The sequence below is a fragment of the Kitasatospora sp. NPDC042419 genome, from assembly GCF_056437345.1.
On the sequence record NZ_JBWKAW010000002.1, the window covers coordinates 339587 to 364369 of the forward strand.

Here is a 24783-nt window from a genome sequence, read left to right on the forward strand (position 1 = left end):
GTGCTCAGCCACACGGCTGCTGCTGTTGCATTCGCTGCATTACCGCTCGTTAGCTGAGGTAGGTGTGCCGGAAGAGCCCGTCGAAGCCGAGGCCGCGGTACATCTGCTCGAACGATTCCCACTCGCGTTCGTCGTCGCTGGCACCGCGAGTGGTGGTGACGTCGGCGGTGTCGAGGTCGTGCTCGCGCCATTCGTGGGTGCAGCGGCATCGCATGAAGACCAGGTTGGGTTGGACGTGGATCAGCAGCCAGTCGCGGGTGGCTGCGCACATGGCGCAGGTGATGGTGATGCCGCGGGGGTTGAGGGGTTCGGGGTGGGGGACGGCGAGGACGATGTTGTGGCCGGCGTCGGCGGGGTCGGTCATGGTGCGGTGTCCTTCCGTGGTGTGGCGCGTTCAAGCACCACACGACGACGGGCGGGCTGGGATGTTTCCCGGCCGTCGAGGAAGACATCAAACCGTCACCCTGGCCCGGTGGTTGCCGGGCCAGGGTGACGCAGGTGATCAGTCCTTGCCGCGGGCGACGATATCTCCGGGCTCGGGAGCGATGACGTACATGAGGCTCTTGTACTCGGCGCGGTCCTGCTTGGTCATGGCCGCGCCGGGGTCGCGGATCAGGCTGCCGTCGGGGAGGTGGCCGTAGTACTTGGTGAGCAGGGCGTCGAGGGCGCGGGGAGCGTCGGCTTCCTGCTCGCGTTCGAGTTCGAGCTCACGCTTCATCTGTGCGAGGACAGCGTTGATCTCGTCCGGGGTGCAGCTGCGTGCGAGGGCCTGCTCCTGCTTGGTGAAGGGGTGTCCGTCGTGGCGGGTCCAGGCCTTGGTGTCGAGGTATGCAGGGATGTTGGCGTCGAGCAGCAGCGTGACGGCCTCCGGCCGGATGCTGGCCTCGATGCGGCGGCTGAGGCGCTGGTGGTCGGCGCGGTCCTGGTCGGTCATGGCGGCGGTGATGCCCTCGTCGGTGGCGTCGCCGGGGAGCTTGATCGAGTACCGGTACTTGAGGACGCGCATCAGGTGGGCCGGGTCGAGGTCGAGGCCGCTGTCGAACCCGATCTTGTAACAGGTGAAGAGGGTCGTGAGCTCCTCGTCGGTGGCGTCGTCAGCGGTGGCCTGTTCGGCGTCGGTGAAGGGGCGTCCGTCATGGTGGGACCAGGTATTGGTGTCGGGGCGGGTTATGAAGTCGGCGTCGTTGAGCAGCTTGAAGACGTCGATGCGGCAGGTGTCGTCGGTCATGGGGCTCCTTGGGGAGTGGATGGGGGTTGCCGTGGCAGGGGGATTTGTGTGGTGGGGCGGCCGGCTTCCGTTCGGCGCGGCGGGCCGGGCGATCGGCTCCGGGGATTCAGCGCCTTCGGCGCTGCGGGCTGGGGCCGGGCCGGTGAGGTGGCACCGGTCGGGCCGCGCTGGACGCGGTCGTGCTGAGCCTGGTGGTGCGGAGGCGGGCGGCGTCGGCGGCGCGGTTGGGTGGGGGGTTGCGGCTGGTGTGCTGGATGCGGCCGAGGAGGACCTTGGCGGGCTGGCGGGCTGTGCCGAGTTCGCGGCGGGCAGCTGCTTCGGTGAGGAGTTGGCGGGGCTGGTGGCCGCCGGCTTCGGCGTCGGCGAGGGCGGTGGCGAGGGCCGGCCAGGTGGGGTCGGTGAGGATGCGTGCGGCGTGGTCGGGGACGGCGGCGCGCAGGTCGTGGGCGAGGTCGTTGATCGTCTCCTGGGCTGGCTGGCGGTGGGAAAGAGCGGTGAGGTGTTCGGCGGCGGCCTGGTCGTAGGCGGCCTGGAGGTGTTGGACGGCGAGGTGGGCGGCCTGGGCCTGCTGGTGGTGACCTCGCGCCTGGTGCCAGCGGTCGGCGAGGATTGCCGCCCAGACGAGGGCGGCGATCAGTGCGGCGAGGGCGCTGCCGTCGGGTCCGTCGCTGGTGTGGAGGATGTCGCGGGCGGCCCGTCGCAGGTCGGCGGCGGCCTGGTGGTCGGCGCGCACTTGGGAGCGCTGGGCGCGGGCGTACACGCGGGTGGCGGCTCGTAGTTCGGCGCGCAGCTCGTGGGGTGCGGCCTGGGTGGTGGCGTTGATGATGTCGCCCAGGGCGGTGATCTGGGCCTGCGCGAGGGCGCTGGCCCCGGTGCCTCCGTCGGCTTCGGCGAGGTGGAGGGCGTCGAGGGCGTCGGTGGTGCGCTGCCAGCTGGTGCTGCGGCGGTAGCGGCGGGCGGTGGGGTGTTCCTCCGGGGTGTTGGTTGTGAGGAGTCCTTGGAGCTTGGGCAGGGAGAGGTCGGGGGCGATCTTGCTGCCGGAGAGGTAGTTGGGTGTGCCGTCGGCCTTGAGGTCGCCGGGCCGAGCGACGGAGTAGCCCCGCAGGTCGCCGGAGGGAAGGCGGCGGATGTTGACCTCGACGCCGTCGGCCTGGAGGTAGGCGAGGAACTCCTCGATGTCGGCGGCGTGGGGGATGGCGTCGCGGATGCGGTCTTCGAGCCAGTCGCGGCTGGTCTGCTTCCAGCCGAGGCGCTTGGCCTTGTGCATCTCGGCCTGGGTGGGGCGTTTGGCGGCGGTGCCGTCGCCAGGCTGGAGGCGGCGCAGGCCGTAGTCCTTCTCGATCTGGCGGCAGGCGTCGGCGGCGCGTCGCCCGCTGCCGTGGAGCTTGGGGCGGCGGCCGTCCTCGCGGACGGTGGTGGCGACGATGTGGATGTGGTCGTCGGCGTGGCGTACGGCGATCCAGCGGCAGGCGAGGTTGTCGCCGTCGGGGGCGATGCCGGCGGTCTGCACGATGCGGTGGGCGATGTCGGCCCACTCGCTGTCGGAGAGGTAGCGGTCCTCGGGGGCGGCGCGGACGGGGCAGTGCCAGACGTGGTTGGTGAGCTTGAGGCCGACTTCGCTGTTGCGCAGGTGGACGGGCTCGTCGAGGTAGCGGGCGAGCTGGGTGAGGGTCGCCCGCTCCTCGCGGCCGGGGTCGGGCATGGCGAGCATCGCGAAGCCGGCGACGATGTGCGGGTCGCGGTGCTCGTCGTGGCGCCCGGGGCCGTAGAGGTAGGCGAGCAGGCCGTGGGTGTTGGAGCCGGGGTCCTTGATGGCGGCGATCACGGGTGGGGCGGGGTCTCCTGGGTGGCGGGTGGGCGGAAGGCACGGGCGATCTCGGTCTGTAGGCGGAGCAGCTGGTCGATGGTCCGGGGGCTGTGGTCCGGCCGGTCGTAGCCGCCGTTGTCGGCGCGGGCGATCTGGTTGAGGTTGTTGCCCAGCCGGTCGTGCCTGCGCAGGAAGACCGAGCGGAAGTGGTGGGTGGCCCGGCGCTCCTCGGCGAGGGGGAGGTCGATGAAGAACCGGCCGTCGATGAACGCCATGACGACGTCTGCGGCGAAACCGGACACGCCGTTGTAGCCATGGGCGAGGGAAGCCGCTTGCAGCCTGGCGTGCTCGTCGGGCTTGAACCGCAGCGGTCCGATGCGCTCCTCGCGCTTGACGCCCTCGAACCGGCGGTTGCGCGGCTCGGCTCCGCCGACCTCGCCGGCGCTGTCATGTCGGCGGCGGTCGGTGAGGATTGCGTTCTGCACGGTGTGGAGTTCGTCCGGTTCGGGGCCGCCCTCGGCCTCGAACCCCTGTCCCGGCGCGCCCTCGCGCCGGGACCGCTCCGCCACCCCCGGGGCGGAGCCTCCCCGTGTCCGGCCGCGAGTCGGACTCGGGGTACTACTGGCTCCGTCAGGGGCATCCGGGCCGAACGCCCGCCGCAGGTCATGGGCGAACGTAGGCGAGCCGAGGAGTGCTTCCAGACCGGCATCGAGGTGGTCGGCGTGCTCGGGGTCGTGCTGGCGATCGGTCAGAGTGTCTCCTGGGTCTTCGGACGGATCGGTCATACAGGCGAAGTACGGCCGGACCGTGAGGCGGTCGGTCCGACGGTCCGGTCCCTGAACGGACCGTCGGACCAGACCGGACCAGACCGGACCGGACCGAGCGGACCGGGCGGTCCGGTCCGGTCCACCGGGACGGACCACTTGGTCGGTGAGTGGATCTCGGTCCGAACGGTCCGGTCCGCCGACGCGGTCCGTGAGCGGAGGGCCGGCAGATTTCGGTCCAGCGGTCCGGACGGACCCGACCGGTCCAGCGGACCGCTGGACCGGTCCATGCGTGCCGACCGGACGGTCCGGACGGTCCGATGGGCCTGACCAGCGCAGGAAAGGTCCGGCAGCCTCCGGACCGTGCATCCGGACCGGCGCCGGACACCGGACCGGACCGCACGCTGCGGACTCCGGACCGGTCCGGCCGGGTTGGGTGCCGCGGTCCGTCTCATCCGTCTCGCGTGCCGAAGTCCGTTGCCGTGCCTGGACCGTGTGCGGTGGCGCTCCGTCCCGCTACCGTCCTGGTCCGGTCGCTCGCCTTGCGGTCGGCAGGACGTGCGGACGGGGCCCGGAAGGTTGCCGTCCCGGTGGTGGGCGTGTGGGAGAGCGGATGGGACGTCGGCGACGGCATCTACCGCACCCGGGCCGGGGTCAGCCGGCCGGGGCGCGCTCGGGGAGCGGGTGGATCCTGGGGCAGTAGCGGCGCCAGGAGTCGGCGAACTTGTTGAAGGTGTAGCCCTTGCGCTGGGTGCCGTCGGGCAGGCGGATGTTGGCCGAGGAGATCCGGTAGTCCTTGAGCAGCCCGGCCAGCCCGCGGGCGGTGAGGCCGCCGCGCCCGTGCTCGGCCCACGGCGCCTCGGGGTCGTCGTTGAGCGCCGCGAGGATCGCCGTGGTGGGCAGGGTGTCCGTGTCGCCGTGGGTGAAGTAGATCCGGCGGATGTCGGCGAGGATCCGCGCGCCGCCGCAGCTGTCCTCCTCGATCTCCTCCTCGGCCGCGACCATCCGGACGCACGCCCGGCGGGCACGGTCCGGCCACGAGCCACCGGAGAGGTCGGCAACGGCCACCAGGGGTTCCCAGGTGTCGGCGGCGCGGTCCTCGACCGGCATGTCCGGATGCAGGGCCTCGGCCTTCTCCCGCACGCGGGAGGCCCACAGGGCGAGCTTGGCGCGGGTCGCCCGCAGCAGGACGCCGTCGCGGCGGTCCCGCAGCGGAGCGACGACCTCGCCGTCGGCACGACGGCGCATGCGGACCACGACGGACCGGTCCATGATCGTGTCGGGCAGGTCGCCGATCCCCGCGAGGGCCGCCATGGCGAAGGTGTCGAACTCGCGGGCCTGGTGGTCGTTGCCGACCGACCGGGTGACGGGCCGGTTGCGCTGGTGGCCGGCGTTCAGCAGGCCGCGCAGGCCCTCGTTCATCTCGGCCGTGCGGGGGTTGCCGAAGATGGTGTCGACCTCGTCGACAAGCAGGGTCCTGGGCCGGTCGCTGAGCGAGCGGTAGATCGCCGCCGCGCTGGTGTTGACCGTGATCAATGGGTCGTGGACGGTCTCGACCAGGATGTCGAGCAGGCGGGACTTCCCGCACCGCCGGGCCGGGGCCACGATCGCCAGGCGCGGCGCGTGGTGCCACACCGCCTGCAGGTGCGTCGCGGCGACCCACAGTGCGACCGCGTCGAGCGCCTCCTCGGAGGGCAGGACCGCGTACCGGCGGATGTGGTCATGCAACTCGGCCAGCAGGGCGGCGCCCGGCGACTCGGACGTGGTCGGCGCCGCGCCGGTGGTCCGGAGGATGTCCGTCGTGGCGCCGTTCGTGGTCGGCATCTCCACGGCGGCGTCGGTGGCGAGAGGGTGGGCCGGAGAGGTGATGGTGAGGCTCCAGATCGGGCGCGCGGTGGGGCACCGCGCGCCGGGGGGCGTAACGGGAACGGATGCGGTGAACGGCGGTTGGGTCAGGCGGCCTGGTCGGCGCTCTGGCCGTCCAGCCAGGCTTCCACCGCCGTCCAGCGGTAGCGCAGGTGCCGGCCGACCTTGATCGCCACGGGGCCCTGGCCGCGGTGCCGCCATGCGTACACGGTCCCGAGCGGGACTCCGAGGTACGCGGCGAGCTCCTCCGCGGTGGCCAGCGGGCGGCGATCGGGGATGGTGGCACGGGAGGTCGTGGGCAAGAGGTCTCCGGTAGGCAGGGGATAGGGGAGTGAGGGCGCGCCGAAGGCCCCCCTGGGAAAGGGGGTCGCTCTGCGCGTGGGAGGGAAGTCTCCACGCAACCCGGCTCGGAACCTAAAAGGCTCCAGGCCGGTCGGCGGGCCCGCCCGGCGCGAAGCGAAGCGTCGCGACCTCGCTGGGTGGCGATAACGAACGTAAGGCCCGCCATATCTCCCCGGCAAGGAACTCGAGAAAATCCATCAAAAGATCTTGATCGCCCTGTCGGAGATGGCCTTGATCGGGCAACTTGCCAGGTCCAGGCATGTTGTGTCGGCGAGTGGATGCTGTGCTCGGCCTTGAGCGGCGGTGAGCGCGCATGGGCGCCGGCGGGCTCGGGACTATCCGGCACTATCGAGCACGAATTGGCCCTCAAGCGCCTCTCCGGGAATCTCCCATTTGACAAACCGGCTGCGGTCGATAAACATCCAACACCCGCCCCGACGGGCGCTTCCGCGAGCGTTCCGCATTCGCGGTTCACCGGCGTCACCAGCCGCGCGCCACACCTGGCACAAGACCTACCCCCGCCCGACCGACACGCCCTGCCGCGAGCACAAGGGCAAGTACCCCACCGCCGACCACGGCAAGGGCAAGCGCTGGCAGGTTCGATACCGAGACCCCCAGGGCGCGCAGAAGAAGGAGGACTTCGAGCTCAAGACCAAGGCGGACAGCCGTGTCGCCGAGCTCAAGGCGGCTCTGGACGACGGCACGTACATCGACCCTGCGGCGACCAGGATCACCCTCGGCGCGTACGCCGAGAAGTGGTTCAGGAACAACACCGCGGGCCCGACGACGGAGGTCCGCTACGAGGGCGTGGTCCGGAATCACGTCGTCGGACGCCTCGGTCACCACGAGATGAGGGTGTTCAACGACCCCGAGCCGGTCCGTGCGTGGATCAGGGAGCTTCTGGAGGTCCCGCTGGCGGCTTCCACGATCGGTGGCATCGGCGACGTGCTCAGCAGCATCTTCGATGCCGCCGTCGACTCGGGCATCCTGAGGCGCAACCCGTGCAAGGCGTCCTCCGTGTCGTGGCCGAAGGTCCCGCCGAAGCCCATCGTGCCGTGGACCCGCGAGCGGGTGCTGGCGGTCCTGGGGGGACTCCCCGAAAGCTTCCGCGCCGGCGGCGCGGTGGGTGTCGGCTGTGGCCTCCGTCAGGGCGAGATCTTCGCGTTGACGGAAGATGACATCGACTTCGAGGGCGGCTGGTTGCACGTGAACCAACAGATCCGCTTCGTCGGCTCGAAGATGGTGTTCGCGCTGCCGAAGGGCGACAAGATCCGCTCCGTGCCGCTGTCGCCGGCCACGGCCAAGGCTCTTCGGGCCCACCTCGCGGTGTGCAAGCCGATGTCCGCGACGCTGCCGTGGCACAAGCCCGACGGCAAGCCGAAGACCCTCAAGCTGCTCTTCGTGGACGCGAAGGGGAAGCCCCACAACCGGAGCGTCTTCAACCAGGGCCTCTGGAAGCGCGCCCTGGTGCACGCCGGTGTCATCCCGCCCCGCACGAGCGGCTCGCAGTACTTCGAGGCGGCACCCGACGACGGCATGCACGCCCTCCGCCACACGTACGCCTCGGCCCAGCTCGAAGGCGGCACCAGCATCAAGGCCCTCGCGGTCTACCTCGGCCACTCGGACCCCGGCTTCACGCTCCGGACCTACACCCACCTCATGCCGAGCAGCGAGGGGCGTGCCCGCTCGGCCACCGACGACTTCCTGCTCGGCGCGGCCGAGCAGGAGCGCCGCCAGGGCACTTCCGGGCCCGTGTGCCCTGGATGTGCCCTGGCGGCCTGACGGCACCTTTCGGGCGCCCGCCCCGGAGCGCGTTGACGAGCGCTCAGAAGCGGGCGGACCCGCAGGTCAGGGCCAGACCAGGCAGTACAGCTGGTGGCCGGCGTCGTGCAGCCGGTTCGCGAAGTCCTGCCACTCGTGCAGCATGCTGTAGATCACGAAGGCGTCGCGCGGTCCGCGGCGGTCGGGGACGGTGGACCAGATGAAGGCGGCGGCGCCGAGTTCGGTCTCGTCCGCCTTCCGGAGCGGTTCGACGACGTTCTGCGGGAGCTGCACGACCGCGTAGTCGGGGTGCAGCACGACCAGCTCCAGCGGCGGGACCTGGTGCAGCGGCACGCCCTGGATGCCGGTGAGGACCATGGCGCTCATGGTCTCCGGCTTGATCTTGGTGGAGAGGTGGCCGTTGGGCGAGCCACTGGTCTCCATCAGGTCGCCGAGCCGGCCGAGCGAGCCGAGCTCGCCCGCGTCCAGACCGAGCCCGCCGGGGCCGAGCGCCGTCGGGACTCTGGCGGCGGTTGCGCGGTCGGGTGCCCCGAAGTACTTGTAGGTCACCCCCACGCGTCCCTCACCCCGCCTCTCGCCACCACGACCGCCACGCCCCGTTCCCGCTCCCGTACCCCCGCGTGCGGCCTCGGCGGGGCGGCGGGGGCCACCCGCGGCCTCGTCGTAGCCGTCCTGCGCCTCGGACACTCGGACCATCCTCACCGGAATTCGCCGGAATCGACAGACCCCCGCACGTCCGGCGTCCCTCCGGACGTGCTCCTTACCCGTCATGCGCCGCCGTACCCAGTCGAGGTACGCGGCAGTCCTCTCCACACCCCTGCATCGACCCGGAGTGTCCGTACATCCCGAGTGCGGAGCACTCCGGATCCACTCTGGGTACATAGTCTGACTGGTCCGGGGAGCCGAAGCAGCCAGGGGACCCGTTGTACGGATAACCGTACAGACTCTGGCACCCGGATCATCGTTCCAGATGATGAGGTCCGACATGCAGAGGTGAAGGACACGATTTGAGACCATGTCTCCCGTGAGCTACCCCTACGAAGCACCTCAGTCCCAGTCGCTCTTCGACCGCGCCTCGGTCGTCACCCCCGGCGGCGTCAACTCCCCGGTGCGCGCGTTCCGCGCCGTCGGCGGTACGCCGCGCTTCATGGTGTCCGGCACCGGCCCCTACCTGACCGACGCCGACGGCCGCGAGTACGTCGACCTGGTCTGCTCGTGGGGCCCGATGATCCTCGGCCACGCACACCCCGCCGTGATCGACGCCGTCCAGCAGGCCGTGACGCGCGGCACCTCCTTCGGCACGCCCGGGCAGGGCGAGGTCGAGCTGGCCGAGGAGATCGTCGCGCGGGTCGCCCCGGTCGAGCAGGTCCGCCTGGTCTCCTCGGGCACCGAGGCCACCATGTCGGCGATCCGGCTGGCCCGCGGCTTCACCGGCCGGGCCAAGGTCGTGAAGTTCGCCGGTTGCTACCACGGTCACGTGGACGCGCTGCTGGCCGCCGCCGGTTCCGGCGTGGCCACCTTCGGTCTGCCGGACACCCCGGGCGTCACCGGCGCCCAGGCCGGCGACACCATCGTGCTGCCGTACAACGACCTCGCCGCCGTCGAGCAGGCCTTCCGGGCCCACCCCGGCGAGATCGCCTGCGTGATCACCGAGGCCTCGCCCGGCAACATGGGCGTCGTCCCGCCGCTGCCCGGCTTCAACGCCGGCCTGGCCCGGCTCTGCCGGGAGAACGGCGCGCTGTTCGTCTCCGACGAGGTGATGACCGGCTTCCGCGTCTCCAAGGCCGGCTGGTACGGCCTGGAGGCGGCCCGTGAGGGCTGGGCGCCCGACCTGCTGACCTTCGGCAAGGTCATGGGCGGCGGCTTCCCGGCGGCGGCCTTCGGCGGCCGCGCCGACGTGATGGCCCACCTGGCCCCGGCCGGCCCGGTCTACCAGGCCGGCACGCTCTCCGGGAACCCGATCGCCACCGCGGCCGGCCTGGCCCAGCTGCGCGGCTGCACCGACGAGGTGTACGCCACCGTCGACCGGGTCGCCGCCGAGGTGTCCGGCCTGGTGTCGGACGCGCTGACCAAGGAGGGCGTCACCCACCGCCTGCAGACCGCCGGGAACATGTTCTCGGTGTTCTTCACCGAGGCCGCCGTCACGAACTACGACGAGGCGAAGACCCAGGAGTCGTTCCGCTTCACCGCGTTCTTCCACGCGATGCTCGCCGAGGGCGTCTACCTGCCGCCGTCCGCCTTCGAGTCCTGGTTCGTCTCGGCCTCCCACGACGAGCGGGCGATCGAGCGGATCGCCGCCGCCCTGCCCGCCGCCGCCCGGGCGGCCGCCGAGGCCACCGCCCCGGCCACGGCCTAGGCTCCGGACGACCCTACGAAGCTGCCAGGAGTACTGAGAAGTGAGTGCCGAAGAGATCACCGTCGTCCACCTGATGCGGCACGGCGAGGTGCACAACCCGGAGGGCGTCCTGTACGGCCGCCTCCCGGGCTACCGGCTGTCCGAGCTGGGCCGGCAGATGGCCGACCGGGTGGCCGAGGACCTGGCCGGCCGGGACATCACCCACGTGGTGGCGTCCCCGCTGGAGCGGGCCCAGGAGACCGCCGAGCCGATCGCCAAGTCGCACGGCCTGGACGTCGCGGAGGACGGGCGGCTGATCGAGGCGGAGAACGTCTTCGAGGGCAAGACCTTCGGGGTGGGCGACGGTTCGCTGCGCAACCCGGGGTACTGGAAGTACCTCACCAACCCGTTCAAGCCCTCCTGGGGCGAGCCGTACCTGGAGCAGGCGGTGCGGATGATGGGCGCGCTGGCCGCCGCCCGGGACGCCGCGCGCGGGCACGAGGCGGTCTGCGTCAGCCACCAGCTGCCGATCTGGATCGTCCGCTCCTTCGTGGAGCGCCGCCGGCTCTGGCACGACCCGCGCAACCGGCAGTGCTCGCTGGCCTCGCTGACCAGCTTCACCTACGAGGGCGACCGGATCGTGTCGGTCGGCTACCGCGAGCCGGCCCGTGACCTGCTGCCCGCGCACCTGGTCGGCAAGGGCGGCAAGAGCAAGCCGGTGGGCAAGAGCTTCGGCGCCTGACCGGGCCTCCGAACGGGACCTCCGAACGGGCCTCCGGCTGGGACCTCCGAACGGGGCGTCCGAACGGGGTGCCGAATCCGGGTACACCGAGGGAACCCCGGACGCCGGGAGCGCCCCCAATGGTTCCCGATCCGGCGTAAAAACGGTTTAAGTAAGAGCTGCGTCACACCCGGGCCGCGCCGCGTGGCGCGGCCCGACCGCAGGTCAGAGGGGGTTCGGCAGACAATGTCGGACCCCCCCGAACCTGCCCGGGCCTCCATGCGAAACTTTTCACATGTCTGGCATGTCGCGCCCCCGTCCCCGTCTCGCCGCAGCGGCCGCAGCCTCCGCCGCCGCTGCCGCGCTGGCCCTCAGCGGCTGCTCCTCCTCAGGCTCGTCGGCCAGCGGTGACGGCCAGATCGGCTTCGTCACGGCCAAGGGCACCAACATCTCCACGGCCGCCGTCGGCCACCGCCAGGACGCGCCGGACATCGGTGGCGACACCCTGGAGGGCACCCCGGCCAAGCTCTCGGACTACCGGGGCAAGGTCGTCGTGCTGAACGTCTGGGGCTCCTGGTGCGGCCCGTGCCGCTCGGAGGCCGACGACCTCCAGCGGATCTGGGACAAGTACAAGGACCAGGGCGTGCAGTTCCTCGGGATCAACACCCGGGACACCGAGGTCAAGAACGCCATCCGCTTCGAGCAGGAGAAGGGCGTCACCTTCCCCAGCCTGTACGACCCGGCCGGCGCGCAGCTGCTGAAGTTCCCCAAGGGCAGCCTCAACCCCAACTCCATCCCGACCACCCTGGTGGTCGACCGGGACGGCAAGCTCGCCGCCCGCGCCGTCGGCGGCCAGACCGACGACGCCCTGGAGACCATGCTGCAGCCGATCCTGGCGGAGCAGAAGCAGTGAGCACGGCGGTGCAGCTGGCGGACAACATCGGGACCATCCAGAGCGGGGCGCTGCTGGTCGCCGCGCCGATCGCGGTGGCGGCCGGCCTGGTGTCGTTCTTCTCGCCGTGCGTGCTGCCGCTGGTCCCCGGCTACCTGTCGTACGTCACCGGCTTCTCCGCCTCGGACCTCGCGGACGCGCGCGGGGCCCGCCGCGGCCGGATGCTGGCGGGCGCGCTGCTCTTCATCCTCGGCTTCACCGCGGTCTTCGTCTCCGGCGGCGCGCTGTTCGGCTTCTTCGGCGAGACCCTCCAGGAGCACAAGCGGATCATCTCGATCGTGCTCGGCTCGGTGACGATCGTGATGGGCCTGGCCTTCATGGGCCTGGTGCCCGGGCTGAGCATGCGCGAGCTGCGCTCGCACCGCCGTCCGGCCGTCGGCCTGCTCGGAGCGCCGATGCTCGGGGTGGTCTTCGGCGTCGGCTGGACCCCGTGCCTCGGCCCGACCATGTCGGCGATCCAGACGCTGGCCTTCAACGAGGCCGACGCCGGTCGTGCGGCCCTGCTGATGACCGCCTACTGCCTCGGCCTGGGCGTACCGTTCGTCGTGGCCGCGCTGGCCTTCCGCCGGGCGCTGGGCGCCTTCGGCTGGGTCAAGCGGCACTACCCGCTCGTCATGCGGATCGGCGGCGGCATGCTCGTCGTGGTCGGTCTGCTGCTCGTCACCGGGGCCTGGGACTCGCTGGTGAACGAGCTCCAAGTCCGGACCGCCGACTTCTCGATCGGAATCTGACCCGTGAGCAAGACCACGACCGACAGCGAGCTGCCCCCGGCCGCGACGGAGGCCGCGGCCGAGGACGCCGCCGAGCGGATGACCACCGCCCCGGTCGAGTCGGACGGCCCCACCGGCATCGGCGTGCTCGGCTGGCTGCGCTGGATGTGGCGGCAGCTGACCTCGATGCGGGTCGCGCTGATCCTGCTCTTCCTGCTGTCGCTGGCGGCCATCCCGGGGTCGCTGATCCCGCAGAACGGCCAGAACCAGTTCAAGGTCGAGACCTGGAAGGCGCAGCACGCCACGGTCGCGCCGGTCTACGAGAAGCTCCAGCTGTTCGACGTCTACAGCTCGGTCTGGTTCTCGGCGATCTACATCCTGCTGTTCGTCTCGCTGGCCGGCTGCATCGTCCCGCGCACCTGGCAGTTCGTCGGCGTGCTGCGGGCCCAGCCTCCGGCGGCGCCGCGCAACCTGACCCGGATGCCGGTGTACGCGGCCTGGCGGACGGACGCGGACAGCGCGGCGGTCAACGCCGCCGCGCACCGGCTGCTGCGCGCCCGGCGGTTCCGCGCGCACCTCGGCGGCGGCGCGGTGTCGGCCGAGAAGGGCTACCTGCGCGAGGTCGGCAACCTGGTCTTCCACCTGTCGCTGTTCGCGCTGCTCGGTGGCTTCGCCTGGGCGAGCCTGGCCAGCGGCACCGGCGGCAAGCTGCTGGTCGAGGGCGAGGGCTACTCCAACACCATCACGCAGCTGGACGACTTCACCGGCACCCGGTTCTACGGCAGCGACGACCTCGACCCGTTCTACGTGAAGATGAACGACTTCACGTCGAAGTTCCAGAGCAAGGGCGACCAGATCGGCAGCGCCCGGGAGTTCACCGCGCACGTCGAGTACTACGCGGGCAGCGACGCCGGGAAGCTCAAGCAGGGCACGATCGAGGTCAACCACCCGCTGGAGATCGGCGGCAGCAAGTTCTACCTGATCGGGCACGGCTACGCCCCGGTGATCACCGTGCGGAACGCCGCGGGTGACGTCGTCTACACCGGCGCGACCCCGTTCCTGCCGCAGGACGGCAACCTGACGTCCACCGGCGTCATCAAGGTCTCCGACTACGGCGAGAAGGACGGCGCGAAGACCCAGATGGGCTTCTCCGGCTTCTTCCTGCCGACCGCCCCGGTGGCCTTCGACCGGAACACCGGCCCGCGCTCGCTGTTCCCCGGTGACGCGGACCCGGCGCTGGTGCTCAACGCCTACGTGGGCGACCTCGGCACCGACTCCGGCCTGCCGCAGAACATCTACCAGCTCAACACGAAGAAGCTGACCCAGCTCCAGCAGGACGGCGAGCCCGCCAAGGTCCGCCTGAAGCCGAGCCAGGGCTGGACCCTCCCGGACGGCTACGGGAGCGTCACCTTCGAGGGCTACAAGCAGTGGGCCAGCTTCAACGTCTCGCACCGCCCGGGCAACGGGATCGCCCTGGCCGGCGGCGTGCTGGCGATCCTCGGCCTGATCGGCTCGCTGTTCGTGCAGCGGCGCCGGATCTGGGTGCGGGCGGTGGCCCTGCCGGGCGGCGGCACGCTGGTCGAGCTGGCCGGGCTGGGCCGCAGCGAGTCGGCGAGGATCGCCGAGGAGCTGGCCGAGCTGGCGGTCGACCTCCAGGACGACGCGCCGGCGCTCGACGACGAGACCGATGAGGCCGATGAGGCCGACGAGGCCGGTGACACCCACGACACCGGTGACACCCACGACACCGGTGACACCCACGACACCGGTGAGGCCGACGACACCGACGAGGCCGACGAGGCCTCCGCACCACCCGCACCTTCCGACCCCGCAGTCCCTGCCGACCAGAACTCCAAGGAGTAGACGGTGCACCTCGCCTCGTCGGTCGACCCACAGCTGGCCGACCTGTCCAACAAGCTGATCTATTCGGCCATGGCCGTCTACCTGATCGCCATGTTCGCCTACATGTTCGAATGGACCTTCGGCTCGAAGGGGGCCGTCGCCGTCCGCTCCATCGAGCAGGCCGGCCTGGCGGAGACCGTCGCCGACGCCGACGCCAAGGCCAAGGGCACCAAGAAGGTCACCGTCACCGTCGCCTCCGCGCGCGGCGGCACCACCACACTCACCCGCACCGCGCTGGCCGGCGAGGGCGCGACGGTGGTGACCAGCGGGCGCGGCGACGACGAGGTCGACGGCCCGGGCGCGGCCGGCACCAGCGAGAAGGCCGACCTGGCCGGCCGGATCGCGGTCTCGCTCACCGTCCTCGGTCTCCTGCTGCACGTGGGTGGCGTCCTCACCCGCGGCCTCTCGGTGTCCCGCTGGCCGTGGGGCAACATGTACGAGTTCTCCTGCGCCTTCGCGCTCGCCATGACGGCGGCCTTCGTCGGCCTGCTGGTCGCGAAGAAGCCGGTCCGCTGGCTCGGCCTGCCGGTCACCCTGGCCGTCGTGCTGACGCTCGGCATCGCCACCGAGGTGCTGTACACCGAGTCCGAGCAGCTCGTCCCGGCGCTCCACTCGTACTGGCTGGCGATCCACGTCTCGACCGCGATCATCTGCGGCGGCGCCTTCTACGCGGGGTTCATCGCGACCCTGCTGTACGTGGGCAAGGACTCCTTCGACAAGCGGATGGCGGCCGGCCTGACCAAGGGCCCGCTCGGCACCTCGCCGTCGATCTGGCGCCGGCTGCCCGCCGCGTCGACCCTGGACAAGCTGTCCTACCGGATCAACGCCCTGGTCTTCCCGCTCTGGACCTTCACCATCATCGCGGGCGCCATCTGGGCCGAGGCCGCGTGGGGCAAGTACTGGGAGTGGGACCCGAAGGAGACCTGGTCGTTCATCACCTGGGTCGCCTACGCGTGCTACCTGCACGCACGCGCCACCGCCGGCTGGAAGGGACGCAAGGCCGCGTACCTGGCGCTCGCCGCCTTCGCCTGCTGGCTGTTCAACTACTACGGCGTGAACATCTTCGTCACCGGCAAGCACTCCTACGCGGGGCTCTGACCGGGGGCTGCACCACCCACCGGCCCGGCGCTCCGTCCAAGGAAGCCGGGCCGAGGTGCGACAGGGGTAGTTCGTGCCGGCCGCCCGGTCCGGCACGGGGAGGAACCGAGGAGGAAATCGCGCAATGGAGTGCGACGAGGTCATGCTGACCGTCCGAATCACCGCCGCCGAGCGCACGCTGCTCCGCCGGCTCGCCCAGGGGCACCGAAGCGACGTGTCCGAGGTGGTGGCCGACGGCCTGCTGGACGTCATCCCCACATTCAGCTCGCCGGCCGACGCCTACCGGCTGCTCGGCGCCCTGGCGGCGCCCGCGCCGTGCGCGCTGACCGTCTGGCTGCCGACACCGCTGGCCGACCTGCTGGTGCCGGGCGCGGCCCGGATCGCCCAGGTGACGGAGGTGCGGATCGGCTCGGCCAGCGCCATGCTGGGCGCCGCTCTGCGGCTCTGGCTGGCCCAGGACCCGGTCCGGTTGGCGGCGAACCTCAGCGTGATGCACGCGGGCCGTCCGTCGGCGCTGGTCGCGGCCTGACCCGCGGGGGGTTCGGGGGGAGCCGGCGGTCCGGCGCCGGTATGGGCGCCGGGTCAGCTGGCGAGTGGCAGGCCCCGGCCGCGGCCGGTGCCCGCCGGACGGCCGTCGACGGCGTCCCGGCGGGCCGGGGCCGCTCCGACGGCGGCCGGTCCGCCGTCGGCCCGGCCGGTGAGCAGCCGGCACTCGGCCACCGTCCGGCCGTCCTGCACGAGCAGGACCCGGACCGGGACCCGCCGTTCGCCCGCCGGGGCCTCGTCCGCGGGGGTGTCCACGGGTGCGTCGGCGGGGGTGTCGGCGGGGCCGTTCGCGGCTCGGCCCGCGGTCCGGCGCCCGGTCTCCGGGACGGACTCGCGGACGGCGCGGACCAGGCAGGGGCGGTCCAGCGCGATGTGGTCGTGGAACGACGCGACCAGCTCGACCGGTACCACCCGCGCGGGGTGGCACAGCCGCTGGGCGGCCTGGCGGGCGGCCTCCAGGACGAGCATTCCGGGCACGTGGTCGGGGGTCGGGTCCATCCGGTCGAACAGCACCGGGTGGTCGGCGTCCGCGCGCAGCAGCCAGCTGCCGGGCAGCAGGGAGGGGCCGAGCACGACGTCGGCGGCCTGCTGGCGGCCGACCAGTTCGGGCGCGGTGGAGGACTCCGGGGGCCTGGGCACGGGGGCCGGGCGGCCGGGGCCGCGCAGCCGGGCGTACGAGGCGGGGGAGAGCACCCGCAGTTCGCCGGAGCCGCGGCCGACCGGACGCCCGTCCCGTTCGATCTCGGCGTGCACCCGCAGGGCGGCCAGTCGGCCGTGCCGCATCCGGACGTCCTGGCAGCCGACCCGGAGCATCAGCGAGGAGGGGGCGGCGGTGACCGCGAGGCCGTCGAGGCCGTCCGGGCCGAGCGCGTAGCTGAGTTCGTCGAGCGCGTAGTGGTGGTCGTGCGGGACGCCGAAGCCGACGTGGCCGATCAGCAGGGCGGCCTGGCGGAGCGTCTCGGCCATCAGGACGGGGTCGTGGTGGCGGTCGCCGGGCAGCCGGTAGAAGCCGTGCAGCCGGGGCCACTGGGCGCCGAGCAGGAAGTCGTACGGGCCGGTGGCCTGCCAGCCGGTGATCAGGACCTCGGCGACGGAGGACCGGTGGACCAGGTGCCGGGAGACGGTGCGCTCGTGGAAGTCGTAGCGGGCGTGACCGGGGTGGCCGGGGGCGGGGTGGGGATACGGAGCGTCGCCGTCCGGTTCTACGATCGCTGGCATGACGGGCCCCACTCCCGGGTGTCGGTCGACCGGCCGTGCGGCGGCCTGGGAAAAACATACAGGCCACCCGGTTTCTGCTCGGCGTGAGGGGTCGCCACAGCCGGGCGGCTGACGTGTTCACGGTACCGGGGCGCTGGTCTGCGGGAACGTCCGGCCGGAAGAGTCCGGACCTTGGACGGGGGTCGGTCCCCCCTGGACGGCGGGGACCGATCAGGGGCTAGATTAGATACCAACCATGCGGTTTCGGGCGGGCCGGCCCGCATGCGTGGCGCCGTACCACCAACGACGACGGCGCCGGGACAGCAACCGGGCGAGCCGGAGCTCGCCGCGGCCGGGGCCGGAGGGGCCGAGTGGCTAAGCAGGAACGGGCGGGGCGAACCAGGCAGGCCGTGCTGCTCGCCGCGGCGGACACCTTCGCGGACGCGGGCTTCGAGTCGGCCAGCCTGGTCGACATCAGCCGCCGGGCGGGCGTCAGCAAGGGCGCGCTCTACTTCCACTTCGTCTCCAAGCAGGCACTCGCCGACGGTGTCAGGGCCGAGGCCGCCGACGCGATCGGCGCCGCCGTGCTGCGCGCCCTGCGCGGCGCCGGACCGGCCGTCCAGGAACTGATCGGCCTCACCCACGAGCTGGGCCGGCTGCTGCGCGAGGACGTGGTGGTCCGGGCCGGCGTGCTGCTCGGCCTCGGGGGCCGGCCGGCCTCGTGCCCCGGCGGACTGGTGGTGGCACCGGCGGGTTCGCCCCCGGAACCCTCGGCGGACGCCTGGCGCAGCCTCACCGCCGTCTTCCGGACGCTGCTCGACCGGGCCGGGGAGGCGGGCGAGCTGCGCCCCGGGCTGGACCGCGGGCAGGCCGCCGAGCTGCTCACCACCCTGGCGGCCGGGCTGGTGCTGTTCGCCGCCGAGTCCACCGCCCGGCTCGCGGAGGAGGCGGTCCGGGGGCTCTGGGCGGCCGCCCTGCCGGCCCTCGTCCCGGCGGAGCGCCAGGCGCAGTACCGGACCTGACGTCCGGGCCTGGCCGCCGGACCTGGCCTCCGGGTCTGGCCGCCGGGCCTGGCCGCCGGGCCGGTCAGGCGGTCGGCGGCCCGGCGTCAGGCGTGTCCGCAGGCCCGGGGCCGGTGGCGGCGGTGTCGGCGGCCGCGGTGTCGGCGGCTGAGGCGTCGGCGGGCGGCAGCCGGTCGGCGAGCACGAGCCGCGCCAGGGTGTGTGGCGGGACCAGGCCGGGCAGCAGCAGCGTCCAGAGGTCGGCCATCCGCCGGAGCAGGTCCCGGCGGTCGGTGAGCACCTGCGAGCTGAGCTGGATCCCGGTCACCGCGCCGGTGATCACCCCGGCGGCGGCCGCCGGCTCCACCCCCGGGCGGAGCTCCCCGGCGTCCCTGGCGTGCTCCAGCAGCTCGCGGGCGGCGTCCGTCCAGCCCTGGTAGGCGGCGATCTGCGGCTGGGTGAAGCTGCCGTGCTCGATGGTCAGCCGGATCGCGCCGCGCAGCACCGGGTCGTCCAGCAGGGCGTGGGCGAAGGCGTAGCCGAGGTCGATCAGGGTCTGCACGGGGCTGTCGGACGCCGGCTGCCAGGTGGCGAGCCAGGCGCCCTGGCCCTCGATCACGGCCAGCGCCAGCTCTTCCTTGGAGTGGAAGTGGAAGTAGAGCGCGCCCTTGGTGACGCGGGCCCGTTCCAGGATCTCCGCCATCGTGGCGGCCGCGTAGCCGCGTTCGTCGAACACCTCGGCCGCGGCGTGCAGCACCGCCTGGCGGGTCGCCAGCGCCCGGGCCTGCCTGGCCATCGCAGCCTCCTCGGATAGTTCTGGTCGTCGGCAGCGGCTGGATCCTATGGGGCCGACGGGGCGGCGGGCCGCGTACCGGCCGGTAGCGATCCTATCGAGCGCCCGGGACTCGGCCCCGGCGCGCGATAGGCGTCACGCGCCGGTCCGCACGCCGGTTCACGTGCCCGAAAGCGAGCCGGGAACGCCGACGGCCGGCCACCCCGAGGGTGACCGGCCGTCGGTCGTGCGGTCCGGTCCGACCGACGTGCGGGCGTCAGGCGGCCCACTGCCAGCTGACCGGCGAGTAGTACGCCGGGCGGCGCTCCAGGCGCTGCCAGTTGGCGATCGGCTCGACCGGCGAGGCGGCGGCCGCCGACTGCTGGGCGGCCGCGGCGCGCGCCATCAGCACGGCGGTCAGGGCGGCGAGCTCCTCGTCGGAGAGCGAGCCGCGGACGATGCGGACGAGTGGTTCGGCGGAAGCGGTCATGGTCCGGTCTTCTCCCGGCGTCAGTGTGTGTGGTGAGTGGTCGTCGGCACTGGGGCCGCGGGGTCGCCCGCGGCCGAACCGCGCTGCTACATCGGGGGGTTGCCGTGCTTGCGGCTCGGCAGGTCCGCGTGCTTGGTGCGCAGCATGGCCAGCGAGGAGGCCAGGACCTGGCGGGTCTCGGCCGGGTCGATGACGTCGTCCACGAGGCCGCGCTCGGCCGCGTAGTACGGGTGCATCAGTTCGCTCTTGTATTCCTTGATCTTCTGCGCGCGCATGGCGTCCGGGTCGTCGGCGCCGTTGATGTCGCGGCGGAAGATCACGTTGGCCGCGCCCTCCGCGCCCATCACGGCGATCTCGTTGGTCGGCCACGCGAAGGACAGGTCGGCGCCGATCGAGCGCGAGTCCATCACGATGTACGCGCCGCCGTACGCCTTGCGCAGGATCAGCTGGATGCGCGGCACGGTGGCGTTGCAGTAGGCGTAGAGCAGCTTGGCGCCGTGCCGGATGATGCCGTCGTGCTCCTGGTCGACGCCGGGCAGGAAGCCGGGGACGTCGAGCATGGTGACGAGCGGGATGTTGAAGGCGTCGCACATCTGGACGAAGCGCGCGGACTTCTCGCTGGCGTTGATGTCGAGCACGCCGGCCAGCGACTGCGGCTGGTTGGCGATGATGCCGGTGACGTGGCCGTCGATCCGGGCCAGCACGCAGAGCACGTTGGTGGCCCAGCGCTCGTGGACCTCCAGGTACTCGCCGTGGTCGACGATCTCCTCGATCACCTTGCGCATGTCGTACGGCCGGTTGCCGTCGGCCGGCACCAGGTCGAGCAGCGAGTCGTTGCGGCGCTCCACCGGGTCGTCGTTGACGACCGACGGCGGCATCTCGCGGTTGTTCTGGGGCAGCAGCGACAGGAGGTAGCGGACCTCCTCGATGCAGGACTGCTCGTCGTCGTACGCGAAGTGCGCGACGCCGGAGACCCCGGAGTGGACGTCGGCGCCGCCGAGCCCGTTCTGGGTGATCTTCTCGCCGGTGACGGCCTGCACCACGTCCGGGCCGGTGATGAACATCTGCGAGGTCTCGCGGACCATGAAGATGAAGTCGGTCAGGGCCGGGGAGTAGGCCGCGCCGCCGGCGCACGGGCCGAGCATCACGGAGATCTGCGGGATGACGCCGGAGGCCCTGGTGTTGCGCTGGAAGATGCCGCCGTAGCCGGCCAGCGCGGTGACGCCCTCCTGGATGCGGGCGCCGGCGCCGTCGTTGAGCGAGACCAGCGGGGCACCGGCCGCGATGGCCATGTCCATGATCTTGTGGATCTTCTGGGCGTGGGCCTCGCCGAGGGCGCCGCCGAAGATCCGGAAGTCGTGCGCGTAGGTGAAGACCGTCCGGCCGTGCACGGTGCCCCAGCCGACGATCACGCCGTCGGTGTGCGGCTTCTTGGCCTCCAGGCCGAAGCCGGTGGCGCGGTGCCGGCGCAGCGGCTCGACCTCGCGGAACGAGCCCTCGTCGAGCAGCAGCTCGATGCGCTCGCGGGCGGTCAGCTTGCCCTTGGCGTGCTGCGCCTCGGTGGCCTTCTCGCTGGGGCCGCGGCGGACCTGCTCGCGAAGCTCGTGCAGCTCGGCGACCCGCCCTCGCGCGTCCGCCGGGTTCTCCGGGATGTCGTCTCCGACCGGCGCCTCATGCACAACCGTCATCTCGAACCACTCCAAAGGTGAGGGAACTGTCCGACAGCCAACGTCTGCGATGCCCCCGGCTGCGAATCACTTCTTCACTTATGACTGTACGAGGGGCCGCACGCTGGTTTCGGCGTCGATTCCGTACAAGGTCGCGTCCGTTTAGATGTCAGGGCTGCACAGAAGACGAAGGGTTTCGGCCCCTGCGGCCGGTAGCTGTTCGATTACCCGGAGCTGTCGCCCAGGTGGCCGTCGGATGATCTGGGCATGAGGAAACACGCAGGTCAGGGCTGTCGTAGGAAACGTTAGCCGGTCTGACTAAAGGCCTGCTCCAGGGTCGCTCGGTACGGCCGTGAAGGCTGTGCCGGATGGCTGGTGGCGGCCGGGCAGTCGTAGGGATGCACCAAAAACTCCGCAGCCCACCCGGTGGGTACCGGGTGGGCTGTCCGGGCGACGCGGGGTCAGCCCTTCCGGCCGTCCTCGGGGTCCTGCCTGCCGCGCAGCTCCTCCTCGCGGCGGCGCAAATCCGCCTCCCACTGCTTGAGCATGTCCTCGTGCTGCTTGTCGTCCTTCTTCAACGAGGCGAGGAACTCGGGGTCGTCGTCCGGTGCGAGCGGCCGGCCCCCGCGCGGGCGGTCGTACCCGGGGTGGCCGGAACCGTCCGCCCGGCGGCCGGCGGTGGCGGTGCTGCGCTGCTTGCCGGCCACCAGCCAGGCGATCGAACCCACCAGCGGGAACAGCAGGACGATGATCACCCAGACGACCTTGGGCAGGTGCTTCACCTCGTCCTCGGGCGTCGTCAGGCAGTCGATGAAGGCCCACACCCACAGGGCGAGCGGGAGCACGAAGGTCAGGATCCTCAGCACGGCGGCGATCTCCCCCGGCGACGGCGGTGGCTGGCGGGCGGCTCCTGGAGCGGCGGGGCGCTACAAGGGGGCCCTTGACACGGGTCAGGCTATCGGGTGGCGGATACTGACTGGCATGGCATACGACGATCTCCGCTCGTTCCTGCGGGCCCTCGACCGCGAAGGCGACCTCAAGCGCATCAAGGCGGAGGTCGACCCCTATCTGGAGGTCGGCGAGATCGTCGACCGGGTGCAGAAGGCCAAGGGCCCCGCCCTGCTCTTCGAGAACGTCAAGGGCTCCACGATGCCGCTGGCGATGAACGTCTTCGGCACGGAGCGCCGGCTGGCCAAGGCGCTCGGTCTCAAGGGCCCGGAGGAGATCTCCGAGAAGATCGCCGGCCTGCTGAAGCCGGAGCTGCCGCAGGGCTTCACCGGGTTCCGGGACGCCTTCGGCAAGCTCGCCTCGATGGCCCACGTGCCGCCGCGGCACGTGAAGTCCGGCGACGCGCCGGTGCACGAGGTCGTGCTCACCGGCGAGGACGTCAACCTGGACGAGCTGCCCGCCCTCTTCACCTGGCCGCAGGACGGCGGCTCCTTCTTCAACCTGGGCCTCACCCACACGAAGGACCCGGACACCGGCATCCGCAACCTCGGCCTCTACCGCCTCCAGCGGCACGACCGGCGGACCATCGGCATGCACTGGCAGATCCACAAGGACAGCCGCAACCACGCCGCGGTGGCGGCCAAGCGCGGCGAGAAGCTGCCGGTCGCGATCGCCTTCGGCTGCCCGCCGGCCGTCACCTACGCGGCCACCGCACCGCTGCCGGGCGACATCGACGAGTACCTGTTCGCCGGCTTCGTCGCCGGGGAGCGGGTGAAGATGGTCGACTGCAAGACCGTCCCGCTGCAGGTCCCGGCCGACGCCGAGGTGGTCCTGGAGGGCTGGCTGGAGCCCGGCGAGATGCTGCCCGAGGGCCCGTTCGGCGACCACACCGGCTTCTACACGCCGCAGGAGCCGTTCCCGGCGCTGAAGATCGACTGCGTGACGATGCGCCGCCGGCCGGTCCTGCAGTCCATCGTGGTCGGCCGTCCGCCGACGGAGGACGGCCCGCTGGGCAAGTTCACCGAGCGGTTCTTCCTGCCGCTGCTGAAGATCATCATCCCGGACATCGTCGACTACGACCTGCCCGAGGCCGGCGGCTTCCACAACTGCGTGATCGTCTCGATCGACAAGAAGTACCCGAAGCACGCCCAGAAGACGATGCACGCCATCTGGGGCGCCCACATGATGTCGCTGACCAAGCTGATCATCGTGGTGGACTCCGACTGCGACGTGCACGACTACCAGGAAGTCGCCTGGCGGGCCTTCGGCAACGTCGACTACAGCCGGGACCTCACCGTCGTCGAGGGCCCGGTGGACCACCTCGACCACGCCTCCTACCAGCAGTTCTGGGGCGGCAAGGCGGGCATCGACGCGACCCGCAAGCTGCCCGAGGAGGGCTACACCCGGGACGGCGGCTGGCCCGAGATGGTCTCCTCCGACCCGGAGACCGCCGCCCTGGTCGACCGCCGCTGGAAGGAGTACGGGCTGTGAGCACGGCGGCAGCCCTTCCCGAGGTCCCGCCCGGGAGGGTCAAGAGCTTCCTGCGGCTGGTGATGATCGAGCACTCGGTCTTCGCCCTGCCCTTCGCCTACATCGCGGCGCTGACGGCGATGTTCCTGGCCGACGAGCGGGTGCACTGGGGCGAGCTGTTCGTCGTCACCGTCTGCATGGTCGGACTCCGGACCTTCGCCATGGCGGCCAACCGGATCATCGACCGGGAGATCGACGCCCGGAACCCGCGCACCGCCGGGCGCGAGCTGGTCACGGGCGCCGTCTCGCTGAAGACCGCGTACGTGGGATCCGCGGTCGCGCTGGTCGTCTTCCTGGGCGCCGCGGCCCTGCTGAACCCGCTCTGCCTGGCACTCGCGCCGGTCGCCGTCGTGCCGATGGTGGTCTACCCGTACGGCAAGCGGTTCACCGACTTCCCGCAGGCCATCCTGGGCCTCGCCCAGGCGATGGGCCCGGTGGGCGCCTGGCTGGCCGTCACCGGCTCGTGGTCCTGGGACGCGGTGGTGCTCGGCGCGGCGGTCGGCATCTGGATCGGCGGCTTCGACCTGATCTACGCCTGCCAGGACGTCGAGTCCGACCGGGCGGGCGGGGTGCGGTCGGTGCCGGCCCGGTTCGGCGTCCCGGCGGCCATCCGGGGAGCGCGCGGCTGCCACGTGCTCACCACGCTGCTGCTCGGCTGGTACGCGGTGCTGACGGACGCCGGGCCCGCGTTCTGGGTGGGGCTGCTGGTGGTGGCCGGTGCCTTCCTCTACGAGCACACCATCGTGAAGCCGCACGACCTGTCGCGGCTGAACCGGGCGTTCTTCCAGACCAACGGGTTCGTCGGGATCTCGCTGTTCTTCTTCGCGCTGGTCGACCTGGTGGTGCGCGGCCTCGGCGTCTGAGCCGGGCCGCGCCCTCCGGGGGCCGGGACTCGTCAGCCCTTGAGCTCGTCGAGCGTGTGCTTGACGAGGGCGTTGGCGTGGCCGTGGCCGAGGCCGTACTCGGTCTTGAGCCACGCCACCAGCTCCATGTGCTTGCTGAGCGGGGAGGAGCGGATCAGCTCCTGCCAGTGGGCGATCGGGTGGCCGTGCTTCTTCTCGATGGCCGGGAAGTAGCTGGCGGGGCCGTTGCCGGGAAGTGCCACGGGATTCTCCTGAGGTCCGA

General features: G+C 71.8%; 24 protein-coding genes. 11 read left to right on the forward strand and 13 right to left on the reverse strand.

Annotation, left to right across the window (positions count from 1 at the left end; all coding sequences use genetic code 11):
- Positions 1–49: 49 nt before the first annotated feature.
- The 6 genes from AC067J_RS05280 to AC067J_RS05305 all read right to left on the reverse strand — a co-directional run bounded on the left by AC067J_RS05280 (position 50) and on the right by AC067J_RS05305 (position 5967).
- Positions 50–364 carry a hypothetical protein gene (locus AC067J_RS05280; protein WP_478296624.1) on the reverse strand — a complete coding sequence of 105 codons (315 nt, stop codon included), beginning with the start codon at positions 362–364 and terminating at the stop codon, positions 50–52.
- A 138-nt stretch (positions 365–502) separates the two neighbouring features.
- On the reverse strand, positions 503–1228 hold the full coding sequence (locus AC067J_RS05285) for a hypothetical protein (protein ID WP_478296625.1): 726 nt from the start codon (positions 1226–1228) through the stop codon (positions 503–505).
- A 106-nt stretch (positions 1229–1334) separates the two neighbouring features.
- Positions 1335–3053 (reverse strand): relaxase/mobilization nuclease domain-containing protein, encoded by a 1719-nt coding sequence (locus AC067J_RS05290; protein WP_478296626.1) that lies wholly within the window; start codon positions 3051–3053, stop codon positions 1335–1337.
- Complete coding sequence (gene mobC, locus AC067J_RS05295) at positions 3050–3604, reverse strand: plasmid mobilization relaxosome protein MobC (protein WP_478296627.1); 555 nt, start codon at positions 3602–3604, stop codon at positions 3050–3052. The genes AC067J_RS05290 and mobC overlap by 4 nt, the downstream gene beginning before the upstream one ends.
- 849 nt (positions 3605–4453) lie before the next feature.
- Complete coding sequence (locus tag AC067J_RS05300) at positions 4454–5623, reverse strand: DUF3631 domain-containing protein (protein ID WP_478296628.1); 1170 nt, start codon at positions 5621–5623, stop codon at positions 4454–4456.
- Positions 5624–5751: 128 nt separating this feature from the next.
- Positions 5752–5967: a helix-turn-helix transcriptional regulator gene (locus tag AC067J_RS05305; protein ID WP_478296629.1), complete on the reverse strand. Its 216-nt coding sequence runs from the start codon at positions 5965–5967 to the stop codon at positions 5752–5754.
- A 502-nt stretch (positions 5968–6469) separates the two neighbouring features.
- Between AC067J_RS05305 and AC067J_RS05310 the strand changes: the two genes are divergently transcribed.
- The gene (locus tag AC067J_RS05310; RefSeq protein ID WP_478296937.1) at positions 6470–7789 is read left to right on the forward strand and encodes a tyrosine-type recombinase/integrase; all 1320 of its coding nucleotides are present in this window, start codon (positions 6470–6472) and stop codon (positions 7787–7789) included.
- A 66-nt stretch (positions 7790–7855) separates the two neighbouring features.
- On the opposite strand, the gene AC067J_RS05315 is transcribed toward AC067J_RS05310, so the two are convergent.
- Positions 7856–8338, reverse strand: coding sequence for a hypothetical protein (locus AC067J_RS05315; protein ID WP_327678121.1), 483 nt, complete (start codon positions 8336–8338; stop codon positions 7856–7858).
- Positions 8339–8804: 466 nt separating this feature from the next.
- On the opposite strand from AC067J_RS05315, the gene hemL reads away from it, so the two are divergent.
- The 7 genes from hemL (at position 8805) to AC067J_RS05350 (ending at position 16036) form a co-directional block, all read left to right on the forward strand.
- Positions 8805–10145, forward strand: coding sequence for a glutamate-1-semialdehyde 2,1-aminomutase (gene hemL / locus AC067J_RS05320; RefSeq protein WP_478296630.1), 1341 nt, complete (start codon positions 8805–8807; stop codon positions 10143–10145).
- A 73-nt stretch (positions 10146–10218) separates the two neighbouring features.
- Positions 10219–10866 (forward strand): histidine phosphatase family protein, encoded by a 648-nt coding sequence (locus tag AC067J_RS05325; RefSeq protein ID WP_478296938.1) that lies wholly within the window; start codon positions 10219–10221, stop codon positions 10864–10866.
- A 283-nt stretch (positions 10867–11149) separates the two neighbouring features.
- Positions 11150–11758, forward strand: a complete 609-nt coding sequence (locus AC067J_RS05330) for a TlpA family protein disulfide reductase (protein WP_478296631.1) — start codon at positions 11150–11152, stop codon at positions 11756–11758.
- A complete protein-coding gene (locus tag AC067J_RS05335) occupies positions 11755–12528 on the forward strand; it encodes a cytochrome c biogenesis CcdA family protein (protein ID WP_478296632.1) in 774 nt (257 codons plus the stop codon). Before AC067J_RS05330 ends, AC067J_RS05335 begins: the two co-directional genes overlap by 4 nt.
- Positions 12529–12531: 3 nt before the next feature.
- Positions 12532–14370 carry a cytochrome c biogenesis ResB family protein gene (locus tag AC067J_RS05340; protein WP_478296633.1) on the forward strand — a complete coding sequence of 613 codons (1839 nt, stop codon included), beginning with the start codon at positions 12532–12534 and terminating at the stop codon, positions 14368–14370.
- 3 nt (positions 14371–14373) lie between these two features.
- Positions 14374–15507, forward strand: coding sequence for a c-type cytochrome biogenesis protein CcsB (gene ccsB, locus AC067J_RS05345; RefSeq protein WP_478296634.1), 1134 nt, complete (start codon positions 14374–14376; stop codon positions 15505–15507).
- Between the two features lie 124 nt (positions 15508–15631).
- On the forward strand, positions 15632–16036 hold the full coding sequence (locus AC067J_RS05350) for a hypothetical protein (RefSeq protein WP_478296635.1): 405 nt from the start codon (positions 15632–15634) through the stop codon (positions 16034–16036).
- A gap of 53 nt (positions 16037–16089) precedes the next feature.
- Here the strand turns inward: AC067J_RS05350 and AC067J_RS05355 are convergent, their stop codons facing one another.
- Positions 16090–17271 (reverse strand): ScbA/BarX family gamma-butyrolactone biosynthesis protein, encoded by a 1182-nt coding sequence (locus AC067J_RS05355; protein ID WP_478296636.1) that lies wholly within the window; start codon positions 17269–17271, stop codon positions 16090–16092.
- Positions 17272–17621: 350 nt separating this feature from the next.
- On the opposite strand from AC067J_RS05355, the gene AC067J_RS05360 reads away from it, so the two are divergent.
- Positions 17622–18272: a ScbR family autoregulator-binding transcription factor gene (locus tag AC067J_RS05360; protein ID WP_478296637.1), complete on the forward strand. Its 651-nt coding sequence runs from the start codon at positions 17622–17624 to the stop codon at positions 18270–18272.
- 64 nt (positions 18273–18336) lie between these two features.
- Here the strand turns inward: AC067J_RS05360 and AC067J_RS05365 are convergent, their stop codons facing one another.
- The 4 genes from AC067J_RS05365 to AC067J_RS05380 form a co-directional block, all read right to left on the reverse strand.
- On the reverse strand, positions 18337–19047 hold the full coding sequence (locus AC067J_RS05365; protein WP_478296638.1) for a ScbR family autoregulator-binding transcription factor: 711 nt from the start codon (positions 19045–19047) through the stop codon (positions 18337–18339).
- A gap of 253 nt (positions 19048–19300) precedes the next feature.
- A complete protein-coding gene (locus tag AC067J_RS05370) occupies positions 19301–19513 on the reverse strand; it encodes an acyl-CoA carboxylase subunit epsilon (protein WP_478296639.1) in 213 nt (70 codons plus the stop codon).
- An 86-nt stretch (positions 19514–19599) separates the two neighbouring features.
- Positions 19600–21201, reverse strand: a complete 1602-nt coding sequence (locus AC067J_RS05375; protein WP_478296640.1) for an acyl-CoA carboxylase subunit beta — start codon at positions 21199–21201, stop codon at positions 19600–19602.
- A gap of 440 nt (positions 21202–21641) precedes the next feature.
- Positions 21642–22046 carry a PLD nuclease N-terminal domain-containing protein gene (locus AC067J_RS05380; RefSeq protein WP_478296641.1) on the reverse strand — a complete coding sequence of 135 codons (405 nt, stop codon included), beginning with the start codon at positions 22044–22046 and terminating at the stop codon, positions 21642–21644.
- Between the two features lie 115 nt (positions 22047–22161).
- Here AC067J_RS05380 and AC067J_RS05385 point away from each other — a divergent pair, with 115 nt between their 5' ends.
- Positions 22162–23619 (forward strand): menaquinone biosynthesis decarboxylase, encoded by a 1458-nt coding sequence (locus AC067J_RS05385; protein ID WP_478296642.1) that lies wholly within the window; start codon positions 22162–22164, stop codon positions 23617–23619.
- Positions 23616–24521 (forward strand): menaquinone biosynthesis prenyltransferase MqnP, encoded by a 906-nt coding sequence (gene mqnP, locus AC067J_RS05390; protein WP_478296643.1) that lies wholly within the window; start codon positions 23616–23618, stop codon positions 24519–24521. Before AC067J_RS05385 ends, mqnP begins: the two co-directional genes overlap by 4 nt.
- Before the next feature lie 32 nt (positions 24522–24553).
- Here the strand turns inward: mqnP and AC067J_RS05395 are convergent, their stop codons facing one another.
- Positions 24554–24763 (reverse strand): DUF4287 domain-containing protein, encoded by a 210-nt coding sequence (locus AC067J_RS05395; RefSeq protein WP_478296644.1) that lies wholly within the window; start codon positions 24761–24763, stop codon positions 24554–24556.
- Positions 24764–24783 lie beyond the last annotated feature (20 nt).

Bases quoted from the DNA above. Each gene is read 5' to 3' on its own strand.
- AC067J_RS05280 (WP_478296624.1), bottom strand. From the start codon at position 364: ATGACCGACCCCGCCGACGCCGGCCACAACATCGTCCTCGCCGTCCCC.
- AC067J_RS05285 (WP_478296625.1), bottom strand. From the start codon at position 1,228: ATGACCGACGACACCTGCCGCATCGACGTCTTCAAGCTGCTCAACGAC.
- AC067J_RS05300 (WP_478296628.1), bottom strand. From the start codon at position 5,623: ATGCCGACCACGAACGGCGCCACGACGGACATCCTCCGGACCACCGGC.
- hemL (WP_478296630.1), top strand. From the start codon at position 8,805: ATGTCTCCCGTGAGCTACCCCTACGAAGCACCTCAGTCCCAGTCGCTC.
- AC067J_RS05325 (WP_478296938.1), top strand. From the start codon at position 10,219: ATGCGGCACGGCGAGGTGCACAACCCGGAGGGCGTCCTGTACGGCCGC.
- AC067J_RS05330 (WP_478296631.1), top strand. From the start codon at position 11,150: ATGTCGCGCCCCCGTCCCCGTCTCGCCGCAGCGGCCGCAGCCTCCGCC.
- AC067J_RS05350 (WP_478296635.1), top strand. From the start codon at position 15,632: ATGGAGTGCGACGAGGTCATGCTGACCGTCCGAATCACCGCCGCCGAG.
- AC067J_RS05355 (WP_478296636.1), bottom strand. From the start codon at position 17,271: ATGCCAGCGATCGTAGAACCGGACGGCGACGCTCCGTATCCCCACCCC.
- AC067J_RS05365 (WP_478296638.1), bottom strand. From the start codon at position 19,047: ATGGCCAGGCAGGCCCGGGCGCTGGCGACCCGCCAGGCGGTGCTGCAC.
- AC067J_RS05370 (WP_478296639.1), bottom strand. From the start codon at position 19,513: ATGACCGCTTCCGCCGAACCACTCGTCCGCATCGTCCGCGGCTCGCTC.
- AC067J_RS05375 (WP_478296640.1), bottom strand. From the start codon at position 21,201: ATGACGGTTGTGCATGAGGCGCCGGTCGGAGACGACATCCCGGAGAAC.
- AC067J_RS05385 (WP_478296642.1), top strand. From the start codon at position 22,162: ATGGCATACGACGATCTCCGCTCGTTCCTGCGGGCCCTCGACCGCGAA.